The sequence below is a fragment of the Mycolicibacterium xanthum genome, assembly GCF_019710635.1.
Classification (GTDB): Bacteria; Actinomycetota; Actinomycetes; order Mycobacteriales; family Mycobacteriaceae; genus Mycobacterium; species Mycobacterium xanthum.
Genome location: NZ_JAIFZS010000080.1, coordinates 1 through 19,207, shown reverse-complemented (window position 1 = coordinate 19,207; position 19,207 = coordinate 1). Strand labels below are relative to the sequence as shown.

General features: G+C 63.8%; 17 protein-coding genes. 7 read left to right on the top strand and 10 right to left on the bottom strand.

The window, feature by feature from the left end:
- Positions 1-31: 31 nt before the first annotated feature.
- Positions 32-1,399 carry a M20 metallopeptidase family protein gene (locus JDV09_RS24415; RefSeq protein ID WP_308124232.1) on the top strand — a complete coding sequence of 456 codons (1,368 nt, stop codon included), beginning with the start codon at positions 32-34 and terminating at the stop codon, positions 1,397-1,399.
- 180 nt (positions 1,400-1,579) lie between these two features.
- On the opposite strand, the gene JDV09_RS24410 is transcribed toward JDV09_RS24415, so the two are convergent.
- Both JDV09_RS24410 and JDV09_RS24405 read right to left on the bottom strand, forming a co-directional pair.
- The gene (locus JDV09_RS24410; RefSeq protein ID WP_221371723.1) at positions 1,580-2,410 is read right to left on the bottom strand and encodes a potassium channel family protein; all 831 of its coding nucleotides are present in this window, start codon (positions 2,408-2,410) and stop codon (positions 1,580-1,582) included.
- 118 nt (positions 2,411-2,528) lie between these two features.
- Positions 2,529-3,506: a bile salt hydrolase gene (locus tag JDV09_RS24405; RefSeq protein WP_221371722.1), complete on the bottom strand. Its 978-nt coding sequence runs from the start codon at positions 3,504-3,506 to the stop codon at positions 2,529-2,531.
- Positions 3,507-3,650: 144 nt separating this feature from the next.
- Here JDV09_RS24405 and JDV09_RS24400 point away from each other — a divergent pair, with 144 nt between their 5' ends.
- Positions 3,651-4,622 carry a bile salt hydrolase gene (locus JDV09_RS24400; protein ID WP_221371721.1) on the top strand — a complete coding sequence of 324 codons (972 nt, stop codon included), beginning with the start codon at positions 3,651-3,653 and terminating at the stop codon, positions 4,620-4,622.
- Between the two features lie 904 nt (positions 4,623-5,526).
- On the opposite strand, the gene JDV09_RS24395 is transcribed toward JDV09_RS24400, so the two are convergent.
- On the bottom strand, positions 5,527-6,042 hold the full coding sequence (locus tag JDV09_RS24395; RefSeq protein ID WP_308124231.1) for a flavodoxin: 516 nt from the start codon (positions 6,040-6,042) through the stop codon (positions 5,527-5,529).
- 144 nt (positions 6,043-6,186) lie between these two features.
- Entirely contained in the window at positions 6,187-7,071 is an 885-nt protein-coding gene (locus tag JDV09_RS24390; RefSeq protein ID WP_221371719.1) for an aldo/keto reductase, read from the bottom strand.
- A 110-nt stretch (positions 7,072-7,181) separates the two neighbouring features.
- Between JDV09_RS24390 and JDV09_RS24385 the strand changes: the two genes are divergently transcribed.
- The 4 genes from JDV09_RS24385 to JDV09_RS24370 all read left to right on the top strand — a co-directional run bounded on the left by JDV09_RS24385 (position 7,182) and on the right by JDV09_RS24370 (position 11,414).
- Positions 7,182-8,066 (top strand): helix-turn-helix transcriptional regulator, encoded by an 885-nt coding sequence (locus tag JDV09_RS24385; protein ID WP_372453029.1) that lies wholly within the window; start codon positions 7,182-7,184, stop codon positions 8,064-8,066.
- Positions 8,067-8,270: 204 nt separating this feature from the next.
- Positions 8,271-9,455, top strand: coding sequence for an aldo/keto reductase (locus JDV09_RS24380; protein ID WP_221371717.1), 1,185 nt, complete (start codon positions 8,271-8,273; stop codon positions 9,453-9,455).
- Positions 9,452-10,555: an alpha/beta hydrolase gene (locus JDV09_RS24375; RefSeq protein WP_308124230.1), complete on the top strand. Its 1,104-nt coding sequence runs from the start codon at positions 9,452-9,454 to the stop codon at positions 10,553-10,555. The genes JDV09_RS24380 and JDV09_RS24375 overlap by 4 nt, the downstream gene beginning before the upstream one ends.
- Before the next feature lie 28 nt (positions 10,556-10,583).
- On the top strand, positions 10,584-11,414 hold the full coding sequence (locus JDV09_RS24370; RefSeq protein ID WP_221371716.1) for an oxidoreductase: 831 nt from the start codon (positions 10,584-10,586) through the stop codon (positions 11,412-11,414).
- A gap of 554 nt (positions 11,415-11,968) precedes the next feature.
- On the opposite strand, the gene JDV09_RS24365 is transcribed toward JDV09_RS24370, so the two are convergent.
- From JDV09_RS24365 to JDV09_RS24340, 6 genes are all read right to left on the bottom strand, one after another.
- Positions 11,969-12,649 (bottom strand): hypothetical protein, encoded by a 681-nt coding sequence (locus JDV09_RS24365; protein WP_308124229.1) that lies wholly within the window; start codon positions 12,647-12,649, stop codon positions 11,969-11,971.
- Positions 12,650-12,720: 71 nt separating this feature from the next.
- Positions 12,721-13,434, bottom strand: a complete 714-nt coding sequence (locus JDV09_RS24360; protein ID WP_221371715.1) for a MerR family transcriptional regulator — start codon at positions 13,432-13,434, stop codon at positions 12,721-12,723.
- A 358-nt stretch (positions 13,435-13,792) separates the two neighbouring features.
- The gene (locus JDV09_RS24355) at positions 13,793-14,452 is read right to left on the bottom strand and encodes a flavodoxin (protein WP_221371714.1); all 660 of its coding nucleotides are present in this window, start codon (positions 14,450-14,452) and stop codon (positions 13,793-13,795) included.
- A gap of 6 nt (positions 14,453-14,458) precedes the next feature.
- The gene (locus JDV09_RS24350; RefSeq protein WP_221371713.1) at positions 14,459-15,634 is read right to left on the bottom strand and encodes an aldo/keto reductase; all 1,176 of its coding nucleotides are present in this window, start codon (positions 15,632-15,634) and stop codon (positions 14,459-14,461) included.
- A 22-nt stretch (positions 15,635-15,656) separates the two neighbouring features.
- The gene (locus tag JDV09_RS24345; protein ID WP_221371712.1) at positions 15,657-16,505 is read right to left on the bottom strand and encodes an aldo/keto reductase; all 849 of its coding nucleotides are present in this window, start codon (positions 16,503-16,505) and stop codon (positions 15,657-15,659) included.
- Positions 16,506-16,545: 40 nt separating this feature from the next.
- Positions 16,546-17,526, bottom strand: a complete 981-nt coding sequence (locus JDV09_RS24340) for an aldo/keto reductase (protein WP_221371725.1) — start codon at positions 17,524-17,526, stop codon at positions 16,546-16,548.
- A 112-nt stretch (positions 17,527-17,638) separates the two neighbouring features.
- Here JDV09_RS24340 and JDV09_RS24335 point away from each other — a divergent pair, with 112 nt between their 5' ends.
- On the top strand, positions 17,639-18,544 hold the full coding sequence (locus JDV09_RS24335) for a helix-turn-helix transcriptional regulator (RefSeq protein WP_221371724.1): 906 nt from the start codon (positions 17,639-17,641) through the stop codon (positions 18,542-18,544).
- Positions 18,545-19,207: the final 663 nt, after the last annotated feature.

Genomic DNA, 19,207 nt, shown 5'->3' with positions numbered 1-19,207 from the left:
GCGTCGCCGAACTCACCGAAGCCATCACCACCTGGGCCGCCCACTGGAACACCGACCCCAAACCCTTTATCTGGAAGGCCACCGCCGAAGACATCATCACCAAAGTCCAACGCGGCCGCGCCACCCTCCACCAGATCAAAACGCAGACAGACCACTAGCCGATAAGCATGAGAAGGACGTCATCGCATGGCGTCACGACATTCATCAGAACCCGGAGCTTTCGAACCGAGAATTCCGCACGTCCAACCTGATCGCCGACCACCTGCGGGCGCTCAAATTCGACGAGGTGCACATCAACGTCGCGCCGACTGGAGTGGTGGGCGTACTGCGAGGCGGAACACCCGGCGACAGGGTAGTGGCGCTACGTGCGGACATCGATGCGCTGCCGGTGGCCGAGACCGCGGACGTCGCCTTCAAGTCGACGCGCGTCGACGAGGACTACCCGGGTGGCCCCTTCCCCGTGGCACATGCATGCGGGCACGATACGCACACCGCCATGCTGATGGGCGCGGCCTCGGTGCTGGCCGAGATGCGCGATGACATTCCCGGTACGGTCATGTTCATCTTCCAGCCGGCCGAAGAAGGCCCGCCACTCGGGGAGGAATTCGGCGCCGACGCCATGGTCAAGGCGGGCGTATTCCAGAATCTGAAGCCCGGCGCCGTATTCGGAATGCACGTCGCATTCTTCCCCGTCAATCACATCGGGTATGCCATCGGCGTGCAGAATGGCGCTTCGGAAGTGATCACGATCGACATCGAGGGCAAGCAGACCCACGGTTCGATGCCCTTCATGGGACTGGATCCGCTGCCGGTACTGGCCGCCATCAATGATGGCTTCGCGCAGATCTACCGTCAGATCGATACCAATACGGCGATGACGATCTCCATCGGAAAGATCGATACGGTGGGGCGCTCCAACATCATTGGCCAGCGGATTGTGGCGACCGGCACCGTCCGCGCCATCAGCGACGCCGTGATGGATGACATCAACATGCGGCTGCAACGGGTCGTCGAGAACGCGGCGAGAATGCACGGCCTGACAGCAACCCTCAAGATCGATCAGCATGTTCCAGCGGTGGTGAACCAGCCGGAGTGGCTCGAAAGATTCGTACCGACGGCCGAGCGCGTCGCCGGCAAGGACAAGGTCTTCAAGATGGAACCGACCATGGGCTACGACGACGTCTCCGTGTTCATGAACGCCGTCGGCGGCGGCATCTACTTCATCCTCGGAGGCCAGCACACCAGATTCGACGAGAACGGCAATCTGGTTGCCGCCGAGGAGGGCGGCCCCGGACCGGTCCCGAACCACAATCCAGGTTTCTATGCCGACGACGCGGTGCTGAAGACCGGTGTCAGATTGCATGCCTATTCGGCACTGGACTACTTGACCGGGACGTAACGCGAGAGCAGAAACCCGTTGCCGGCAGAGGGAATCGACCCGAACCCCCGGCTCGGCGGTGTTCAGCGTTGGACGCTCAACGCCCGATGAGTTCAGGTTGGCGGTGCGTGATGTCCTCGTGGCCGAAACCGGCCACGAAGCCGTCAAGCCCGCGTTTGAGCATCTCCGAGGGCCGGTGCGTCACCGTGCCGTCCATGCCGACGGTCTGGCCAGCCAGTCATCCAGGGATCGTGCGCCCCTAAGAGGGCAGGTCCGGTGGCTGAGTAGGAGGGTGTCGCGGAAAGCCGCGCGGCCGGTGCGAGCTTCGTCATTACCGCACCCCAGCTGGTGTCCTGATCGACGAAATATTTGCTCATCTCGTCCGGCGACACCGGCACCGCCTCCTCGGCCTCGTGTGGGAGTTCGAGCCACTCCATCGCGACCCGGCAGCACCGAATGTACCGTCCAGAAGCCGCCTCTCTCGTGGCGGCGACGGAGCGCGGCGATCGTTCCGATCGCGCCGACGTAACCGGCACCATAATCGGTGGGTAATGCCGCGATGAGATGTTTCTGGTCGCAACCCCCGGGGGCGAGTTCGGCTGCCCCGCATACCGTCTGCGCGATCTGCTCCCATCCCTTGCGCCGCTCCCACAAGGCGGTCGAATATCCAAACAGCAGCAAACCTACGCAAGTCTCGATAGCCTTTAGGAGTCGAATCACCGGAGGTAGTACAGCATCTCCGTAACCAACCGTTGTATAGGCTGAGAACGAGTAGTACAACGACGTTTCGAAACCCTCGATGTAGCCTTTGAAGCTGTAATAGGTTGCCCAGATTGCGATTTCGAGAATGTGCAGACCGAGCATCATCAGGAAAGCCTGGCAGACCATGAGGACGTTGTTGAGCAATGCCAGCCGTTTGACAACGCTCGCCAGCTTGCGTTCCAACCAGCAAAACACCACGACGAGACCCATCGCGTGCAAAGCCACGCAAGGGATAGCCAGAATCAATCCGTTTGCCAACGGAGTCAACACGCGGTGCCTTACCTTTCACGCATCACCGACCACGCGTTCCGCCGTAGCCATGCTTACCCCGGGCGGGGTATATCAATCTTTAAAGTCATCCCGTCCGGGAATCGAGTCATCGCCAATCCTATGGCGCGAGAAAAGCGAACGGCACGGTCGGCGTGAAGTTCGTGGAGACATCGCCGGCCAGGTTCACTGGACCCAGGACATCGAGCTTGGACGGCGTCGCCCCCTCGTTCAGGTCGACCTTGGCGAGATCCACGAAGAACACCGACGGGTCGAGCACGTTGTCAAAGTAATACCGCTTCGAATCATGATCGGCCACAATGCGATACAGCGTCGAGGAGATGTTGGGCTTGTCGGGATCGGTCATGCCCAGCGGCGGACTGACGGCCCGCATCTGCGAGAAGACCGCGGCGAGGGCCTGCCTGCGATCGGTGAACTTCGGCGATGTCTTGAGATTGTAGCTGGCACGCACATAGCGGTCGGCGGCACTGATGGTGCCCGGCAGCATGTTGTTCCCGCCGATCAGGTCCCAGTAGACGTTGATTGCGAGTTGTTGGTCGTACACGGGCGAGTTGGTCATCACCGTGTAGTCACGACCGTGATGGATCACCAACGTGCCGTCGAGGAACTCGACGATCGCCGAGTCACCCGTGGAGTCGGAGAGGCTAAAGTGAACGCTGGCCGGTCTCCCGTTGCCGAAATTGCCAGACACCACGGTGAAGGGATCGGGGCGCATCGCCGCGACCGCCTCAGCGACGGACGCGTAACTGTCGAGCACGTACTGCAGCCATGCACCGATGGAGATCGTGGGGCGGCCGGTCTGGCCGGGTTCGCCGTAGTCCGCCTCGGCTTGATAAAGCAGGTTGCAGACCAATCCCGCCTCGTTCATCCCGTCGGCACTCACCGTGTCGTAGAAACCGGTGATCACCGAACCGTAGACAGATGTCCACCTGACCGAGTCCTTGCTGACTCCGCCATCTCTCTTCATCCCCCGGGGAAAGAGCCAGAGGGACACCTTCGCCGTCAGGTCATTCCAATCCGCGTTGCGGCCCGTCATGTAGGTGCCAGTGCCGGTCTCGTATAAAACTCGGGTGCACATGGTGATTCGTCCTCTCCGTGGGTGCTCACAGTGTCTAAGATCGCAAGTGAACTCGTTCGATCTTGCTGATTTCCCCTACGAGTCCCATACCGGCGGCGGTTCACTCGTCCGGTAGACCGACACAGACAAGAGTCAGGAAGACGTATGTGCTCGCGGATCAAGTACCAAACCGGGACCGACACCTACATCGTCGGCCGCGGCATGGACTGGAACGACCCGACCGCCAAGACCCGGCTCTGGGTTCTTCCGAAAGGGATGCCGCGGGACGGCGGCGGTGGTCCCAACTCCATCAAGTGGACGTCGAAGTACGGGTCGGTCGGGGCGTCGTTCTATGACATCGGTGCCGCCGATGGCATGAACGAAGCCGGCCTCGTCGGCAACATGCTCTACCTCGCCGAGTCCGACTTCGGCGACCCGGCCAAGACGGGCAAACCGACCATTCACCTCGGTGCGTGGCTGCAGTACTACCTCGATGTGTTCGCCACCGTCGAGCAGGCGGTCGAGGCGATGCAGGATCCGCCCTTCACCGTGGTCGCACCCACGCTCCCGAACGGGCGCGCCTCCACAGTGCACATCTCCTTGTCCGACCCGACCGGCGACTCCGCCATCCTCGAGTTCCTCGGTGGCGAAATGGTGATTCACCACGGACCCCAGTACAGTGTGATGACCAACTCCCCCACCTATGAGCAACAGCTCGCCTTGAACGCCTACTGGGATCTGATCGGCGGGAACAACATGCTGCCGGGGACGATCAGCGCCGCCGACCGTTTCGTGCGCTTGAGCTACAACCTCAAGAGCTCACCGAAGTACACCGATCGCGAGATGGCCGTGGCGTCGGTGTTCTCCCAGATGCGGGCGATCGGCGTGCCGCTCGGCATGGCCGACCCGGTCCACCCGAACATCTCCGCGACGCTGTGGCGTGCGGTCAGCGACCAGGACGCCCGGCGCTACTACTTCGAAACAACCACCAAACCCGCGATCTTCTGGGTCGACATGGACAAGGTCGATTTGAAACCGGGCGCGCCCGTCAAGGCCATCGACGTCGGCGCACCCAAGATTCTGGCCGGCGAAATCTCCGCAGAATTCGTGCCCGCGGAGCCGCTCACGTGGGCATGAGATGAGCCCAACCACGTTCTTTGCCGGCTTACCAGACAACGAGACCGGCCGAAGTCGGCCTGCACAGCAATGCCGCCAAGCCGCGTGGCGGGTTGGGCGATCAGGGCCGGGCCGGTAGTTCGTACAGCTGACACGAAGCCCGGCAGGCGCGCACGTGGCCAGCGGCTGCGTTGAGCTGGCAAACAGTGTGAACTCTCCACAAAGCCTCCACGCTCGGGGCGGTTACAGCTAACTAAAACCCTCCGCAGGTCAACCGCAAGTCACTGGCGGTCTCCCATACTCGCAGCTAGGAACCCGAATATTCTTCGGGACTACAAGGAATGAACGGAAAGCATCCTCGCGCCGAGTACCCTTGTCGAACTCTTCCAGGTCGCCGCCAGGCACGAAAACACCCCCTCACCAGCGGTAAGAGGATGTTCAGCGATTCAGTTGGAAGGTCTCGAGACGTGTCGTAAGTGGCAAAGTCCCCCCTCGGACACGCACAGGTTAGCTAACTAAATTGCTGGACCCGCTCCGAAGTGCATCGGAGCGGGTTTTTTCGCTTGCCGACTTAGCGACAAGTGTCGGTTGTGGCAGTCGAATAGCTCTCCGGCACCACTCCTCTCATCAGCTTCGAATGGGTACAGAATCCGCGAGCGTTCACAGGGGCGTCCTCCTGCCTCTGGCCGACGGCGGGCTCCTTCTGGACCCACCGCAACGGCCTTGATATCGATATCTCTGATTGTCAAGGACCGAGGTTGGTGGTGCTACGCCCCTGGCATGGTAATTACTCGGTCATTTGAATCGAGACGACTCGGCTTTCGACGGCGACGGCAACCCTAATGTGCACAAGCCCGAGCGGGGATTGATTCACCGCCGTCGGGTCCGGCCCCTCATCGACACCGACGAAAACCTAGGGTGGGATTCACGCGCTGATGCGCGCGCGTTGCAGCCACGCGGTGACGTCGGCTGCGCCGGCATTGACTTCCTCTCCGCGAATCGCAAGGCTGTCTCCGATCGTCGCACCTGGACACAATCGCGTGTAGTCCTCGACGGTGGCACCGATGCCGCTGACGGCGTAGGTGACAAATGGATGAATCATCTTGCCACGCAAGTCGACACCCTCGACGAAGGTCCGCATGACCATCGGCGTCCGCACGTTCCAGATCGGGCTGCCAAGGAGAACGGTGTCGTATTGCTCCACTGCCGGTAGGGCACCCGCGATCGCCGGGCGGGCCTCGGTGTCCTGCTCGCGCTTGTTGCGCTCGACCGTTGCTTCGTAGTCCCGCGGGTAGGGTTCAGCGGCCTCGATCGGGTAGACGTCCACCGCGACCTCCGAAGCGATCATGTCCGCAAGCACCTGGGTGTTGCCGATCTCGAGATCGATTCTGCCGCCGTAATGGTAGTTCTCCCCCGCTCGGGAGAAGTAGGCCAGCAACACCTTCGACCCCGATCGTGTGATAGACGACGGTGTTGCAGGCATCTGCGCGGCGGTGCCCTCCCTCGGCGGGTCGGCACAGCCAGCGAGCAGTGCGCCGGCACCCAGTGTGAGCGAACCCCTCATCAACGTGCGACGGTTCATCGCTCAGGCTTCGGGGATGTCGCGGCCGAACTTCTCGCGGGTCACGTCTTCGGGTTCGGGGCCACCGCGAATGCCGGTGTCCAAACCGTCGATCACCGCCAATTGTTCTGGGGTGAGGGCGAAATCGAACACGTCGAAGTTCTCGGCGATCCGTGACGGTGTCACCGACTTGGGAATGACCTGGCGCCCTTGCTGGATGTGCCACCGCAGCATCACCTGGGCCGGTGTCTTGTCGTGGGCGGCAGCGATCTCGCCGATCACCGGATTCTCGAGTGTTGAGGTGTGCCGGCCTTCGCGGTAGAAGGTGATCCCACCAATCGGCGCCCACGCCTGGCTGAGGATTCCGTGTTCGGCATCGGCGGCGAGCACGTCGGGCTGCTTGAAGTAGGGGTGCACCTCGATCTGGTTCACAACCGGGACGATTTCGGTCTCCGCCAGCAACTGGTCAAGGTGCTTGCGCATGAAGTTGGACACACCGATCGCACGCACCCTGCCGTCGGCGTAGAGCTTCTCCAGCGCCCGGTACGCACCCACCGTCAGGTCGAATTCACCCGGCAGCGCTTGGTGCAGGATCAGCAGGTCGAGTTGCTCGACGCCGAGCTTGCCCGCCGACTTGTCGAACGCGTGCAGAGTTTCGTCGTAACCGAAGTCGGAGATCCAGACCTTGGTCTCGATGAAGACGTCGTCGCGCGCCAGACCGGATTGGTCGATGGCCCGGCCCACCTCACGCTCGTTGCCGTACGCGGCGGCGGTGTCGATGTGGCGGTATCCGACCTTCAACGCCGTTTCGACCGCGGTGACCGTCTCGTCTGGCGGTGTCTGGAAGACGCCGTAGCCGAGCACGGGGATGGTGACGCCATTGTTCAGGGTGAAATGGGGAACACTCATGTTGTCAAAGCTAGGCTCGGATCTCGTCCGGCGGGAGGACCTGCGGGAACAGGCACCGCCAGTACCTCCCAGGACGGAATACCCAGGCCTACCGTGGAGGCATGACCGGCATGGATATCCCCAGCGAGATCCGCGATTTTCTCAGCTCGCGGCGCGCTCGCATCAGCCCCGAACAGGCAGGCCTGCCCGCCTACGGCGGCAACCGTCGGGTCAAGGGCCTGCGCCGCGAAGAGGTCGCCATGCTGGCGGGCGTGTCCGTGGACTACTACGTCCGCATGGAGCGCGGCAACCTGGCCGGCGCATCCGAGTCCGTGCTCGACGCGCTCGCCTCGGCGCTCCAACTCGACGAAGCTGAACGCGATCACCTCGTTGCGCTCGCGAGGGAGTCCGGTCCGGCTGGCGGCCGTCGCAAGCGCAAGATCACCGGCACTGTTCGACCGGCGCTCCATCAGCTTCTCGACGCCATCACCGATGCGCCGGCCTGGATCCGTAACGGCAGGCACGACATCCTCGCGATGAATCAACTCGCCCGCGCCCTGTACGCACCCGTCCTCGCCGATCCGCGCCGGCCCGCGAACACCACCCGCTTCGTGTACCTGCATCCCGAGGAAGCCGAACGCTTCTTCGTCGACTACGACCAGATCACCCGCGACGCCGCCGCGATGCTTCGGTTGGAAGCCGGGAACAATCCGCACGACGACCAACTGATCGCACTGGTCGGCGAATTGTCTACCCGCAGCGCGTTGTTCCGCCAGCGGTGGGCGTCCCAGGATGTGCGTTTCCACCGCTCCGGACGAAAACGCCTCAACCATCCGGTGGTCGGTCAGCTCGATCTCGACTTCGAGGCGATGCCACTGGCGTCGGAGCCCGGCCTGCAGTTGAACGTCTACACCGCCGCGGCGGGCACTCCCGCTGCCGACGGGCTGAAGCTGCTCGCATCCTGGGCTGCGAGCCAGGAAAACCTGCCGTCGGAAGTCTCGCCCGCTAAAGGCTGAGGGGTACCGCGGGTACCCGGAATAGCAGGCACTGCCAGGCCGCGGGTAACGGGCGTTGGCTGGTGGCCAAGAAGCACGCCCAGCTGATGTGTCCCGGAATCCGATTGGGTCCTACAGCTTCTCCACAGCAGACTTGAGGGGTTCTGCCAGTACCTGTCTCACCAGGCACTCCCACACACGTATCGACGCCGGTTTGATGGTCGTATGCGTAAGAACACTCCGATACACGGCCGCCGCAGGTTTCTCGTTGGTGCGGCAGGAGTCGCCGCAACCCCCTTGGTGGTCGGGCTGGCCGGGTGCGGGACCGATCGGCAACCCTCGCAGCGCTCCGGGGCCGGGGAGAGCGCCGAGCCCAACTCCGTCGCTGCGGCCACCAGCGTGTCCGGCCGGCGCACACTGGGCTCGCTGGAAGTGTCAGCCATCGGTCTGGGATGTCAGACCATGCCGGGCAAGCTGTATGGCCCGGTCAGCAGCCGCGACGACATGGTCAAGCTGACCCGAACTGCCGTCGACCAGGGCATCACCTTCTTCGACACCGCTGAGGCGTACGGTCCGCTGGAGTCTGAACGGATCGTCGGCGAGGCGCTGCAACCGGTACGCGACCGGGTGGTGATCGCGACGAAGTTCGGGTTCGACATCGACCCACAGACCGGCGAACGGCGCGGCGGTCCGAACAGCCGACCGGACCACATCCGGCGAGTGGTGGACGAGATGTTGGGGCGCTTACGTACCGACCGCATCGACTTGCTGTATCAGCACCGCGTAGACCCCACCGTTCCGATCGAAGAGGTGGCGGGCACCGTGAAAGACCTCATCTCCCAAGGCAAAGTGCTTCATTTCGGCCTGTCCGAGCCCGGTCCGCAGACCCTTCGCCGGGCGCACGCCGAGCAAACACTGACAGCAGTCCAGAACGAGTACTCGATGCTCTGGCGCGGACCCGAGGCCGAGATCCTGCCGATCTGCACCGAACTCGGCATCGGCTTCGTACCGTGGGCGCCCCTGGGCATGGGATTCACCACCGGAACCATCAACCCGTTCATCCGATTCACCGAGGGTGACTTCCGCGCCAACGTCCCTCGCTTCGCTCCCGACGCGATGGCAGCCAACATGCCACTGGTGCAACTCATCTCGGATTGGGCCGTGCGCAAGGGCGCCACCCCGGCCCAGGTATCGCTGGCCTGGCTGATGGCCCGGGACCCGTCGATCGTTCCCATCCCAAGCACCACCCGGACGGCACACCTGCTGGAGAATGCGGGGGCCGAAGAGGTGACGTTCACCAACGAGGAGCTGACCGAACTCGACGCCGCTCACGATCGAATCACCATCACCGGCGATCGCCTTCCGCCAGCGGTGATGGCCCAGACCGGCGTCGAAGCTCCGCCGCTGTGAGCAAGAGGATGCAAGCCAGGAAGCTAGCCGCGACGTCGCTCGTGTTGGCGGCGTCCCTCGCGCTGACGTCGTGCGGCAGCCCGACCGAGCCGGAAGCGCCGAGCAATACGCTCGTCATCCGTGAACAGGGCAGCTTCGCGGCCGGCGGCGCCACCGCCACTGCACCAGGAGCGTTCGACGCTCAGCAGCCCGCCAATCCTGCCGGCCAGACGTACCACGGCGATCACGCGTACGCGTTCTACCAGATCCCGGAGAACGCCCACGACCTTCCCATCGTGATGTGGCACGGCGCCGGCCAGTTCTCCAAGACGTGGGAGTCGACGCCCGACGGCCGCGAGGGCTTCCAGAACATCTTCCTTCGACGCGGCTACGGCACCTATGTCGTCGATCAACCGCGACGCGGCAACGCCGGACGTGCGATGGTCGGCACGACGATCGCGCCCACGCCCGATGAACAGATGTGGTTCAACCAGTTCAGGGTGGGACTCTGGCCCAATTACTTCGACGGGGTTCAATTCCCACAGGACCCCGAGTCGTTGAATCAGTACTTTCGCGCCATGACCCCGAATACGGGCCCGTTCGACGCCGAAGTCGTCTCCGATGGCGTATCCGCAATATTCGAAAGAACCGGTCCGGCGATACTCTTCACGCACTCCCAGAGCGGCGGACCCGGTTGGCTCACCGCCATCAAGAATGAGAACGTGCGCGGAATCGTGTCATTCGAACCCGGCAGCAGCTTCGTGTTTCCCGACGGTGAACTTCCGCCGCCAATCCCCAATGCCTACGACACGGTGACGGGCACGGCGGTGCCGATGGCTGAATTCGAAGCACTGACCAGGATCCCTATAGTCCTCTATTACGGTGACAACATTCCAGCCGCGCCGGTCTCCCTTCCCGCCCAGGATTCCTGGCGAGCGCGGCTCGAGATGGCCAAGCTGTGGCGCGACACCGTCAACAGGCATGGTGGTGACGTCACGGTGGTCCACCTTCCCGAGATCGGCATCACCGGCAACACCCACTTCCCCTTCTCCGATCTCAACAACGTAGAGATCGCGGACCAGGTGTCGAAGTTTTTGTCTGACAAGGGGTTAGAGCGGTAACAGCAGCGTCAGCATCGAAGGAGAACCCATGGCCACCTGGTTGATCACCGGCTGCTCGACCGGACTCGGGCATGCGCTCGCCGTAGCGGCGACCACCGCGGGTCACAACGTCGTCGCCACCGCCCGTGACGTCACGACAATCGCCGACCTCGTCGACATGGCGCCCGACCGAGTCCTGGCCGTAGCTCTCGACGTGACACGTCCCGAACAGGTCACCGACGCCGTGAACGATGCAGGACAGAGATTTGGCGGGGTCGATGTCCTGGTCAACAACGCCGGATACGGCTACCGCGCGGCCGTGGAAGAGGGCGATGACACGGATGTCCGAACGCTTTTCGAGACGCACTTCTTCGGCACGGTTGCGACGATCAAGGCAGTCCTGCCCGGAATGCGTGCCCGTCGCTCGGGCGCCATCGTCAACATCTCGTCGATCGGTGCTCAGCTGACCCCCGTAGGGTCGGGTTACTACTCAGCAGTCAAGTCCGCCATCGAAGGGCTGAGCGGCTCTTTGCGCGGCGAGCTTGCACCCCTGGGGATCTCGGTGACCATCGTGGAGCCGGGCGCTTTCCGCACCGACTTCGCCGGCCGTTCACTGACCCAGTCGTCGACGCCCATCGACGATTATGCCGAGACAGCGGGTAAGCGGCGCAAAGAACACGACACCGTCCACGGAACCCAAGCCGGCGATCCCGCCAAGGCCGCTGCCGCCATCATTGCCGCCACCGAGGCTCCTGAACCGCCGGGGTTTCTCCTCCTTGGTTCCGACGCCCTGGCCGGCTACCGGCGGGTCACCGAGGCGCGCAATGCCGAGGTGACCGAGTGGGAGTCCTTGAGCGTCGGCACTGACTACACGGCATGAGCGCGGCACACCCACTTTCCTTCCCCGAATCAAACGACGTCGACGTCGTAGATCTGGTGTCGAAGTCTTTGTCCGACAGGGGACTTGACACATAACCGCGATTCACGCGGCCATCGTGGCAGACCCAGCCCACAGTGCTATCGGACCCCCGCCGCGTTCGATTCGAGCGATACTGATCGCGCCGCAACCTGCCGTGCGTGGTGTGGATCTCGCTGACCGCCGACGGAGATGCCGATCATGCAGACGGGGTGATCGTGACGGGCTTGCGCCAGCGATGGCCGAGGCGTACTTCCGTACCAAGTTTCTATATACGAATCTTGACACGTATATAGAAACATCGCCAGAGCGAGGAGTTCCACACACGCCAATCATCGGCCGCGACGAGACACACCGGACCCAAACCGCAACCATTCAGACAAACGAGTCAAGTAAGCTTCCCTGCGTTCACGCAATCCCCGTCAGATACAGACTGTCATCCGCAGTGGACCAATTGTTGGCGTCCGGTCACTGCCACTGCCGCCAACGACGGCGCTACGAACACAACGCGTAGATCGTCAGGCGCCGCTGAGCACTCGCAGTGCCGCGTGCCCTCGTCGTGAGTTTGTCCCGGTGGCTATCCACGATCGATGGTCAAGATCACCGAGCACCGTCCACAGCGCGGCTATCCGTTTGCGGTCGCTGCCGATCATCCGAGCGCGATCACCAACCGGATCAGTCACCGCACAGGCCAGCACCGCCGCATCGTCAAGATGGCGCCCACGGTCACGCGAATCCTCCAGGTAGGCCGCGCCTTTGAGGACCAACGCGCCCAGGACGTCGGGAATGCTGAGCACAACGACGCCCTCGCCGGTGGTGACCTCGCAGTTGACGGTCTTGCGCAGCGCCGAAGTCCCACCGGGGACGGCGAACACTCTCCGCCGCAACACCTTCGGGTGCAGCTTGGGCGGAAGGCGATCGGCGACCATGACGTCAACCGTCTCGGCGTCGCCAGCACCGCGGCCGAAACGGTGTACCGGCCCCGTGCCGACGGGCTCACGCAGTCCATACCCGAGTCGTTCCAACTGCCGCCGGACACCACCGAACGTGGCCGCACCGGTCTCGATGTGCAGGATCATGTCCACATCCCGAGTAGCACGGGTCAGCGGCAATCCCGCGTGCACGGCATGCAACTGCACCATCAGACCACCCACCAGCGTCCACTGCGTGGAGGGGACGGCCTGCGCGATCTCAACCACCTGCGGCCACGGCGACGGCCAACCTCGCGGCGGAGCACCCACCCGCCACAGCGGCCGACCGGTCGGCGGACTCATTGATCCCGTCGTCCCGACATACGCCGGCCCGTGTCACCGGAACGAAACCGGTCGAGCAGATCCTCCAAGACGCGAGTCCCCGCAGCAGACTCACGGGTGTCCAGCGACTCCGCCAAGTCAACCGCCACCGCAGCGGTCACGATGTGGTCGACGCCATAACCGGCGTCGTCGGGCACCACCCGCACGATCACATCACCCTCGACGTCGTCGACCAGTCCGGCGCCACCGACCACGCCAGCCAAATCGCGCGCACGCACATAACCGTCAACTCCTGCATCGACAGCCGTGAGATCGAACAGCGCCGATATCGCCTCCTCGTGCAGTGCACTGACGCCCGAGGCCAGCAACCCGGTGACGGTGCCCCAGCCTCGCATCCGATGCACGAACGCTCGGCGACGCGTCATCCAACACAACTGCGACGCACTGCTGGCCCGCAACCGATGCCGCAGCCGCGACAACGCCGAGGCGTCCAGCCAAACGACACCCTCACCGGAGAGCAACGCCAACGCCGCCCACGCCGTGGCCGACGTCCACGGGCGCCCGTTATGACGGACCTGATTGGCCAGCCGATGCACCGACGCACCGTCCAACAACAACGCACCGCCCACCGTACGCGTCACCGTCAACTCCCCCGCACGAGCGAGCCGCGCGACCTGCCGCGTCGAAACCCCAAGGATCTCCGCACCCGCGACAGCTGTCATCTCGCTCATGCATATATAGTCGCTCTTAGGACATATTTACGCAATCACTGCAGGTAAAGTAGTACCGAAGATCCAGTCGGCCGTCGGAATACTCGCTGTTCAACGGCTCAACTCAAAGGTCTCGACTCGTGTCGCAGGTGGCAAAGTCCCCCCTCGGACACAATTAGGTTAGCTATATACCTCCAAAATCCCCTCCGAACTGCATCGGAGGGGATTTTTTATGTTTGCCGACTTCGTCGCACTCCGACACGGACCCCCACGACTAACGACTGCTGCGCAAGGACTGTCACGGTCGCAGCCGGTCGGCGCCAACGGTGACGCCCTACAGTTTCCGGCATCCGGCGACGGCGTCAGAGATTCGGCGGCCTTACGCGGTGAGGCTGATCTGTTCGAGCCAGGCCCGAACGCGGTCACGGGCGTTGCCGGCTTCTTCGCCACGGATGGCCAACGCCTGGCCGAGGGTGGCGCGTGGGGCCAGCGTCGTGTAGTCGGCGACGGTGCTCCCGAGACCGCTGACGGCGTAGGTGACGAAGGGGTGCACGGTCTTGCCGGCGAGGTCGACTCCGTCGATGAAGGTGCTCATGATCATGGGCGGGCGGACGTTCCAGATTGGGCTACCGAGCAGCACGGTGTGGTAGCCGGTTAGCTCGGGAAGGGGATTGGCGATGGCCGGTCGGGCATTGCGTTGCTGTTCGTCGACGTTGCGTGCCACGGTCTCGTCATAGCTGTGCGGATACGGGTCGGCCGCCTCGATGCGGTAGGTCGTGACGGGCACCGTCGCGGCGATGAGCTTCGCCAGGACTTCAGTGTTGCCCACGTCGAGATCGATACGCCCACCGTTGAAGTAGTTCTCTCCCGGCCGGGAGAAGTACGCCAACAGCACACCGTCGGGGCTAGACACGTTGTGCCCCTGCGTAGTCGGTGACTCGTTCGCCCCAGGACTGCGGGCCGCACCGGTGCATCCGCCCAGCGCGATGGCCGAGCCGGCAGCGCAGCAGGCGGCGAGCAGCGTCCGTCGCGTGAACATCCGCGCCTACTTCGGGGGTGCTTCGACGCCGGTTTGCGCAAGGTTCACCGGCAGCAGTCGATCCCCGTGAATGGGAATCGCGGCCACCTCGGCATTGAGTTGGCTCAACTCGTCGGGGGTGAATGTGAGCTCCCCGGCGCCGAAATTCTCCAGCAGGTGCGGGGTACGCGACGTGCTGGGAATCGGCACGATCCAAGGCTTTTGGGCCATCAACCACGCCAGCGAGACCTGCGCCGGCGTGGCACCCTTGAGGACCGCCCAACGTTGAATGAGTTGCACCAGAGGCATATTCGCCGACAGATTCTCGCGCGAATTGCGGGGCACACTGGCGCGGAAATCGCCCTCGGCGAACTGAGTGTAGGGCGTGATGGTGCCGGTGGTGAACCCCATCCCCACCGGCGCCCACGGGACGAACCCGATGCCCAGCTCGTCGCACAACGGCAAGATCTGGGCGTCGGGCCCGCGCCAAAGCATCGAGTACTCGTTCTGGATCGCCGTCAGCGGCTGCACGGCATGGGCGCGCCGCACCGTTTCGGGTCCGGGTTCGGACAAACCGAAGTGGCCGACCTTGCCCTGCCCGATGAGGTCTTTGACGGTACCGGCGACGTCCTCGATCGGCACCGTCGGATCGACGCGGTGTTGGTAGAGCAGGTCGATGTGATCGGTGCGCAGGCGTTGCAGCATGGCGTCGACGGCACGGCGGATGTGCTCGGGCTTGCTGTCGGGCCCACCGCGACGCTCACCGGTGTCGGGATCGATATCGAATCCGAACTTCGTGGCGATCACCACCTGATCGCGCACAGGCTGCAGCGCCTCACCGACAATGCGTTCGGACTCCAACGGCCCGTAGGCCTCGGCGGTGTCGAAGAACGTCACCCCCTGATCAACCGCCGTGCGGATCAGGGCGACCATGTCCGCACGGCTGGTCACCGGACCATACAGCTTGCCCGTCAGGGTCTGGCACCCCAACCCGATGCTGGAGACCTCCAATGACCCCAACTTGCGTCGCCCGGTGATGGTGGTCGCCGCCGTGACTGCGCTGTTGGGTTGCCGGCCATCGAGTTTGGGCTCTGTGGAGTTGGCACAACCAGCGGCGACGCCCGCGAGCGCCGGGATGGCGGCCAACCCGGCGGCACCCCGCAGAAATGTGCGGCGCCTCCAGCCAGATGTCGGCGAGTCCATCGATCCGGGTCCTCCCTCGCGCTCAGACATCGATGTGGCGTTTCGCGAAGTCGCGGGCGATCGCAGGGTCACGGTGATCGAAGAACAGGCTGGTGTTAGTGTCCATCGCGGCGATCTGCTCCATCTGCGCCGCGGTGAGCTCGAAATCGAAGACGTCGAGGTTCTCCCGCATCCGTTCCGGGCGAACGGATTTCGGGATCACGATCACCTCACGCTGGATCAGCCAGCGCAACACGACCTGTCCGACCGATTTGCCGAGTGCCTCGCCGATGGCGCTCAGCCCCGGATCGGTGAACATGTTGTTGCGGCCCTCGGCGAACGGTCCCCACGATTCGTGGCGCACGCCGTACTCGGCCATGACCTGGTGGTCGAAGCCGCGCTGGTAGTACACGTGTGTCTCGATCTGGTTGACCGCCGGGGTGACGTCATTGTGCGCGATCAGGTCAGCCAGCCGGTCCGGGAAGAAATTCGACACCCCGATCGCGCGGACCCGACCCTGCTCCAGCAGCTTCTCCATGGCCCGCCACGCGCCGTAGTAGTCGTTGAACGGCTGATGGATCAAATAGAGGTCAACATAATCCAGACCGAGGCGATCCAGCGATCGGTAGAAGGCGGCCGGGGTGGCCTCGTCGCCGGCGTGCTCCATCCACAGCTTCGTGGTGACGAACAACTCGTCGCGGGCAATGCCGCTGCCCGCGATCGCCCGCCCGACCGCCGCCTCGTTCTGGTACGACGCCGCGGTGTCGATGGCGCGGTAACCGGCATCAAGCGCCTGTGCCACAACATGTTCGGTTTCGTCGTCAGGCACCTGGTAGACGCCGAAGCCCAGGACCGGCATTTCGACACCGTTGTTCAATGTGACGGTTTTCATGACGTTCCTTCGTCTCGGTGGGTCTGGGGTGTGGGGAGTTTCACGGTTCGTACATGGCCATCTGCTCGGGGTTGTACCGCTCTCCGGCGGCTGGGGTAAGTGAACTCAAGGCCTGCAGCTGGGCGCCGGTCAGCTCGACGCCGTCGGCGGCGGTGTTCTCCTCCACCCGGGTAACCCGCTTGGTGCCGGGGATGGGAGCGATGTCGTCACCTTGGGCCAGCAGCCAGGCCAGCGCGACCTGCGCCGCCGTCGCACCGACCTCGTCGGCGACGGCCTTGACCTCGTCGGCGATCCGCAGGTTGCGTTCGAAGTTCTCGCCGCTGAAACGCGGGTTTCCCTTGCGGAAGTCTCCGTCGTCGTCGAACTGTTCGGGAGAGCGGATCGCGCCGGTCAGGAAGCCGCGGCCCAGCGGTGAGAAGGGAACCAGCCCGATACCCAACTCCCGCAGAGTCGGCAGGATCTCGGCTTCCACGTCCCGGGTCCACAACGAGTACTCCGACTGCAACGTAGCGATCGGGTGCACCGCATGGGCGCGCCGGATCGTGGCGGCTGACGCCGCGGACAGACCGATGTGGCGCACCTTGCCCTGCTCGACCAGTTCGGCCACCGCGCCGATCGTGTCCTCGATCGGGGTGTTCGGGTCGACGCGGTGCTGGTAGTACAGATCGATGTGGTCCGTGCCCAGCCGTCTCAGCGATCCCTCCACGGCGGTGCGGATGTTGGCCGGGGTGCTGTCCAGATGCCATGCCCCCACCCCGGCATGGGAGACCAAACCGAACTTGGTGGCCAACACCACGTCCTCGCGGCTCCCCTTCAGGGCGCGGCCGACGAGTTCCTCGTTGATGTACGGCCCGTAAATCTCGGCGGTGTCGATCAGCGTCACGCCCAGGTCGATCGCACGATGGATGGCGCGGATTGACTCTTCGTCGTCGCTACCCGCACCGGTGTATCCGTGCGACATCCCCATCGCGCCCAACCCGATGCGCGAGACCGTGAGGTCTCTCAGCTTGATGTACTTCATCGCGTCCTCCCGTTGCCTCACCCACCACCCAACCCTGTTCGCCGACCGGCCGGGAGGACCTATGAGGACAGGTACTGGCAGGCCCCCTCCGAACGGTCGGTTCGGCCTTAGCCTGGGCATCGTGGACAACCGGCAAGAGATCCGCGAGTTCCTGACCTCGCGACGAGCCCGCATCACCCCCGAACAGGCCGGGCTCCCCATCGTCGGCGGCCACCGACAGGTCAACGGACTACGCCGAGAAGAAGTCGCCCTCCTCACCGGGGTGTCGGTCGACTACTACATCCGCCTGGAACGCGGCAACCTCGCCGGCGCCTCCGACAGCGTGCTCGACGCACTGGCCCGCGCGCTGCAACTCGACGACGCCGAACGCGAGCACCTCTTCGACCTCGCACGTATCGACAACGCCGCCCGCTTACCCAAACGAGCCACGACGTCACGAAGCCGGATCAAACCCGTCGTCGCGCAGGTACTCGACGCGATCACCGACGCCGCCGCCGACATCCGCAACCAACGCGGCGACATCATCGCGGCCAACAAACTCGGGACCGCCCTATACGACGAGATCCACGCCGAAACCATCCAACCGCCCAACGTCGCCCGCTACACCTTCCTCAACCCGAAAGCCCGCGACTTCTTCAACGACTGGGACCGCGCCGCCACCGACGTCGTGGCCGTGCTCCGTGCCACCGCCGGACGCAACCCCTACGACAAGGCGCTGTCCGACCTCGTCGGCGAACTCTCCACCCGCAGCGAGGAATTCAGGATCCGCTGGGCCGCCCACAACGTCCGCCGACACACCAGCGGCAGCAAACGCATGCACCACCACATCGTCGGCGACATCGAACTCAACTACCAGAGCTTCGACCTTCCCGACGCACCCGGACTGCGCCTCAACGTCTTCACCGCCCAACCCGACACCCCACACCAACACGCACTGCGATTCCTCGCCAGCTGGGCCGACACCACACCTGCGCCAGCTCAGCACGCACCAACACCTCAAGACACACCCGAATCCTGAATGACTTACAGGCAAGCTGAATTTCGATCCCGCGGGGGTCAACAGGTAGCCGGCGTCCTCGGGCACCACCCGCACGACCACGTCACCGTCGATGTCATCGACAAGCCCTGCCGCGCCGACCACGGCAGCGAAATCGCGTGCACGGACACGTGGGAGCCTTCGAAGTAAAACTCGGCCCCGGCCGCGTCGATGACGCGGCCGGATCCCTGCTGCGGTTCGCATCGACCATAGACACAGCAAAAGCGGGTGACCCGCGGTGCTGGGCGTCATGACCACGGCCACGTACGGCCATACCCGCAAGGACGGAATCCAGGTGATACCCGTGGCCGCCCTTCGACCGTGAAACACAGGACCGGAGTTGGCGCGATCAACGACTCAATTGAAAGGTCCCAACTCGTGTCGTAAGTGGCAAAGTCCCCCCTCGGACACATTCTTTGTTGAGTGCATCGTCGGTGACAGATGAGTCGCGACATTGGTTTCAGATTCCCTGAATCGCCCTGGAAATCCCGGAGGCTCTGATGTACCCCGGGTTGTCCGGAGTCGGTTTGCTTGACTTTGGGTCACGACGTCCGTCGAAGGAGCCGTGTCCGTGTCCAAGCGTTACCCCGAAGAGTTCCGCCGTAAGGTGCTCGACCTGGTGGCCGCAGGCCGCCCCATCGCCAC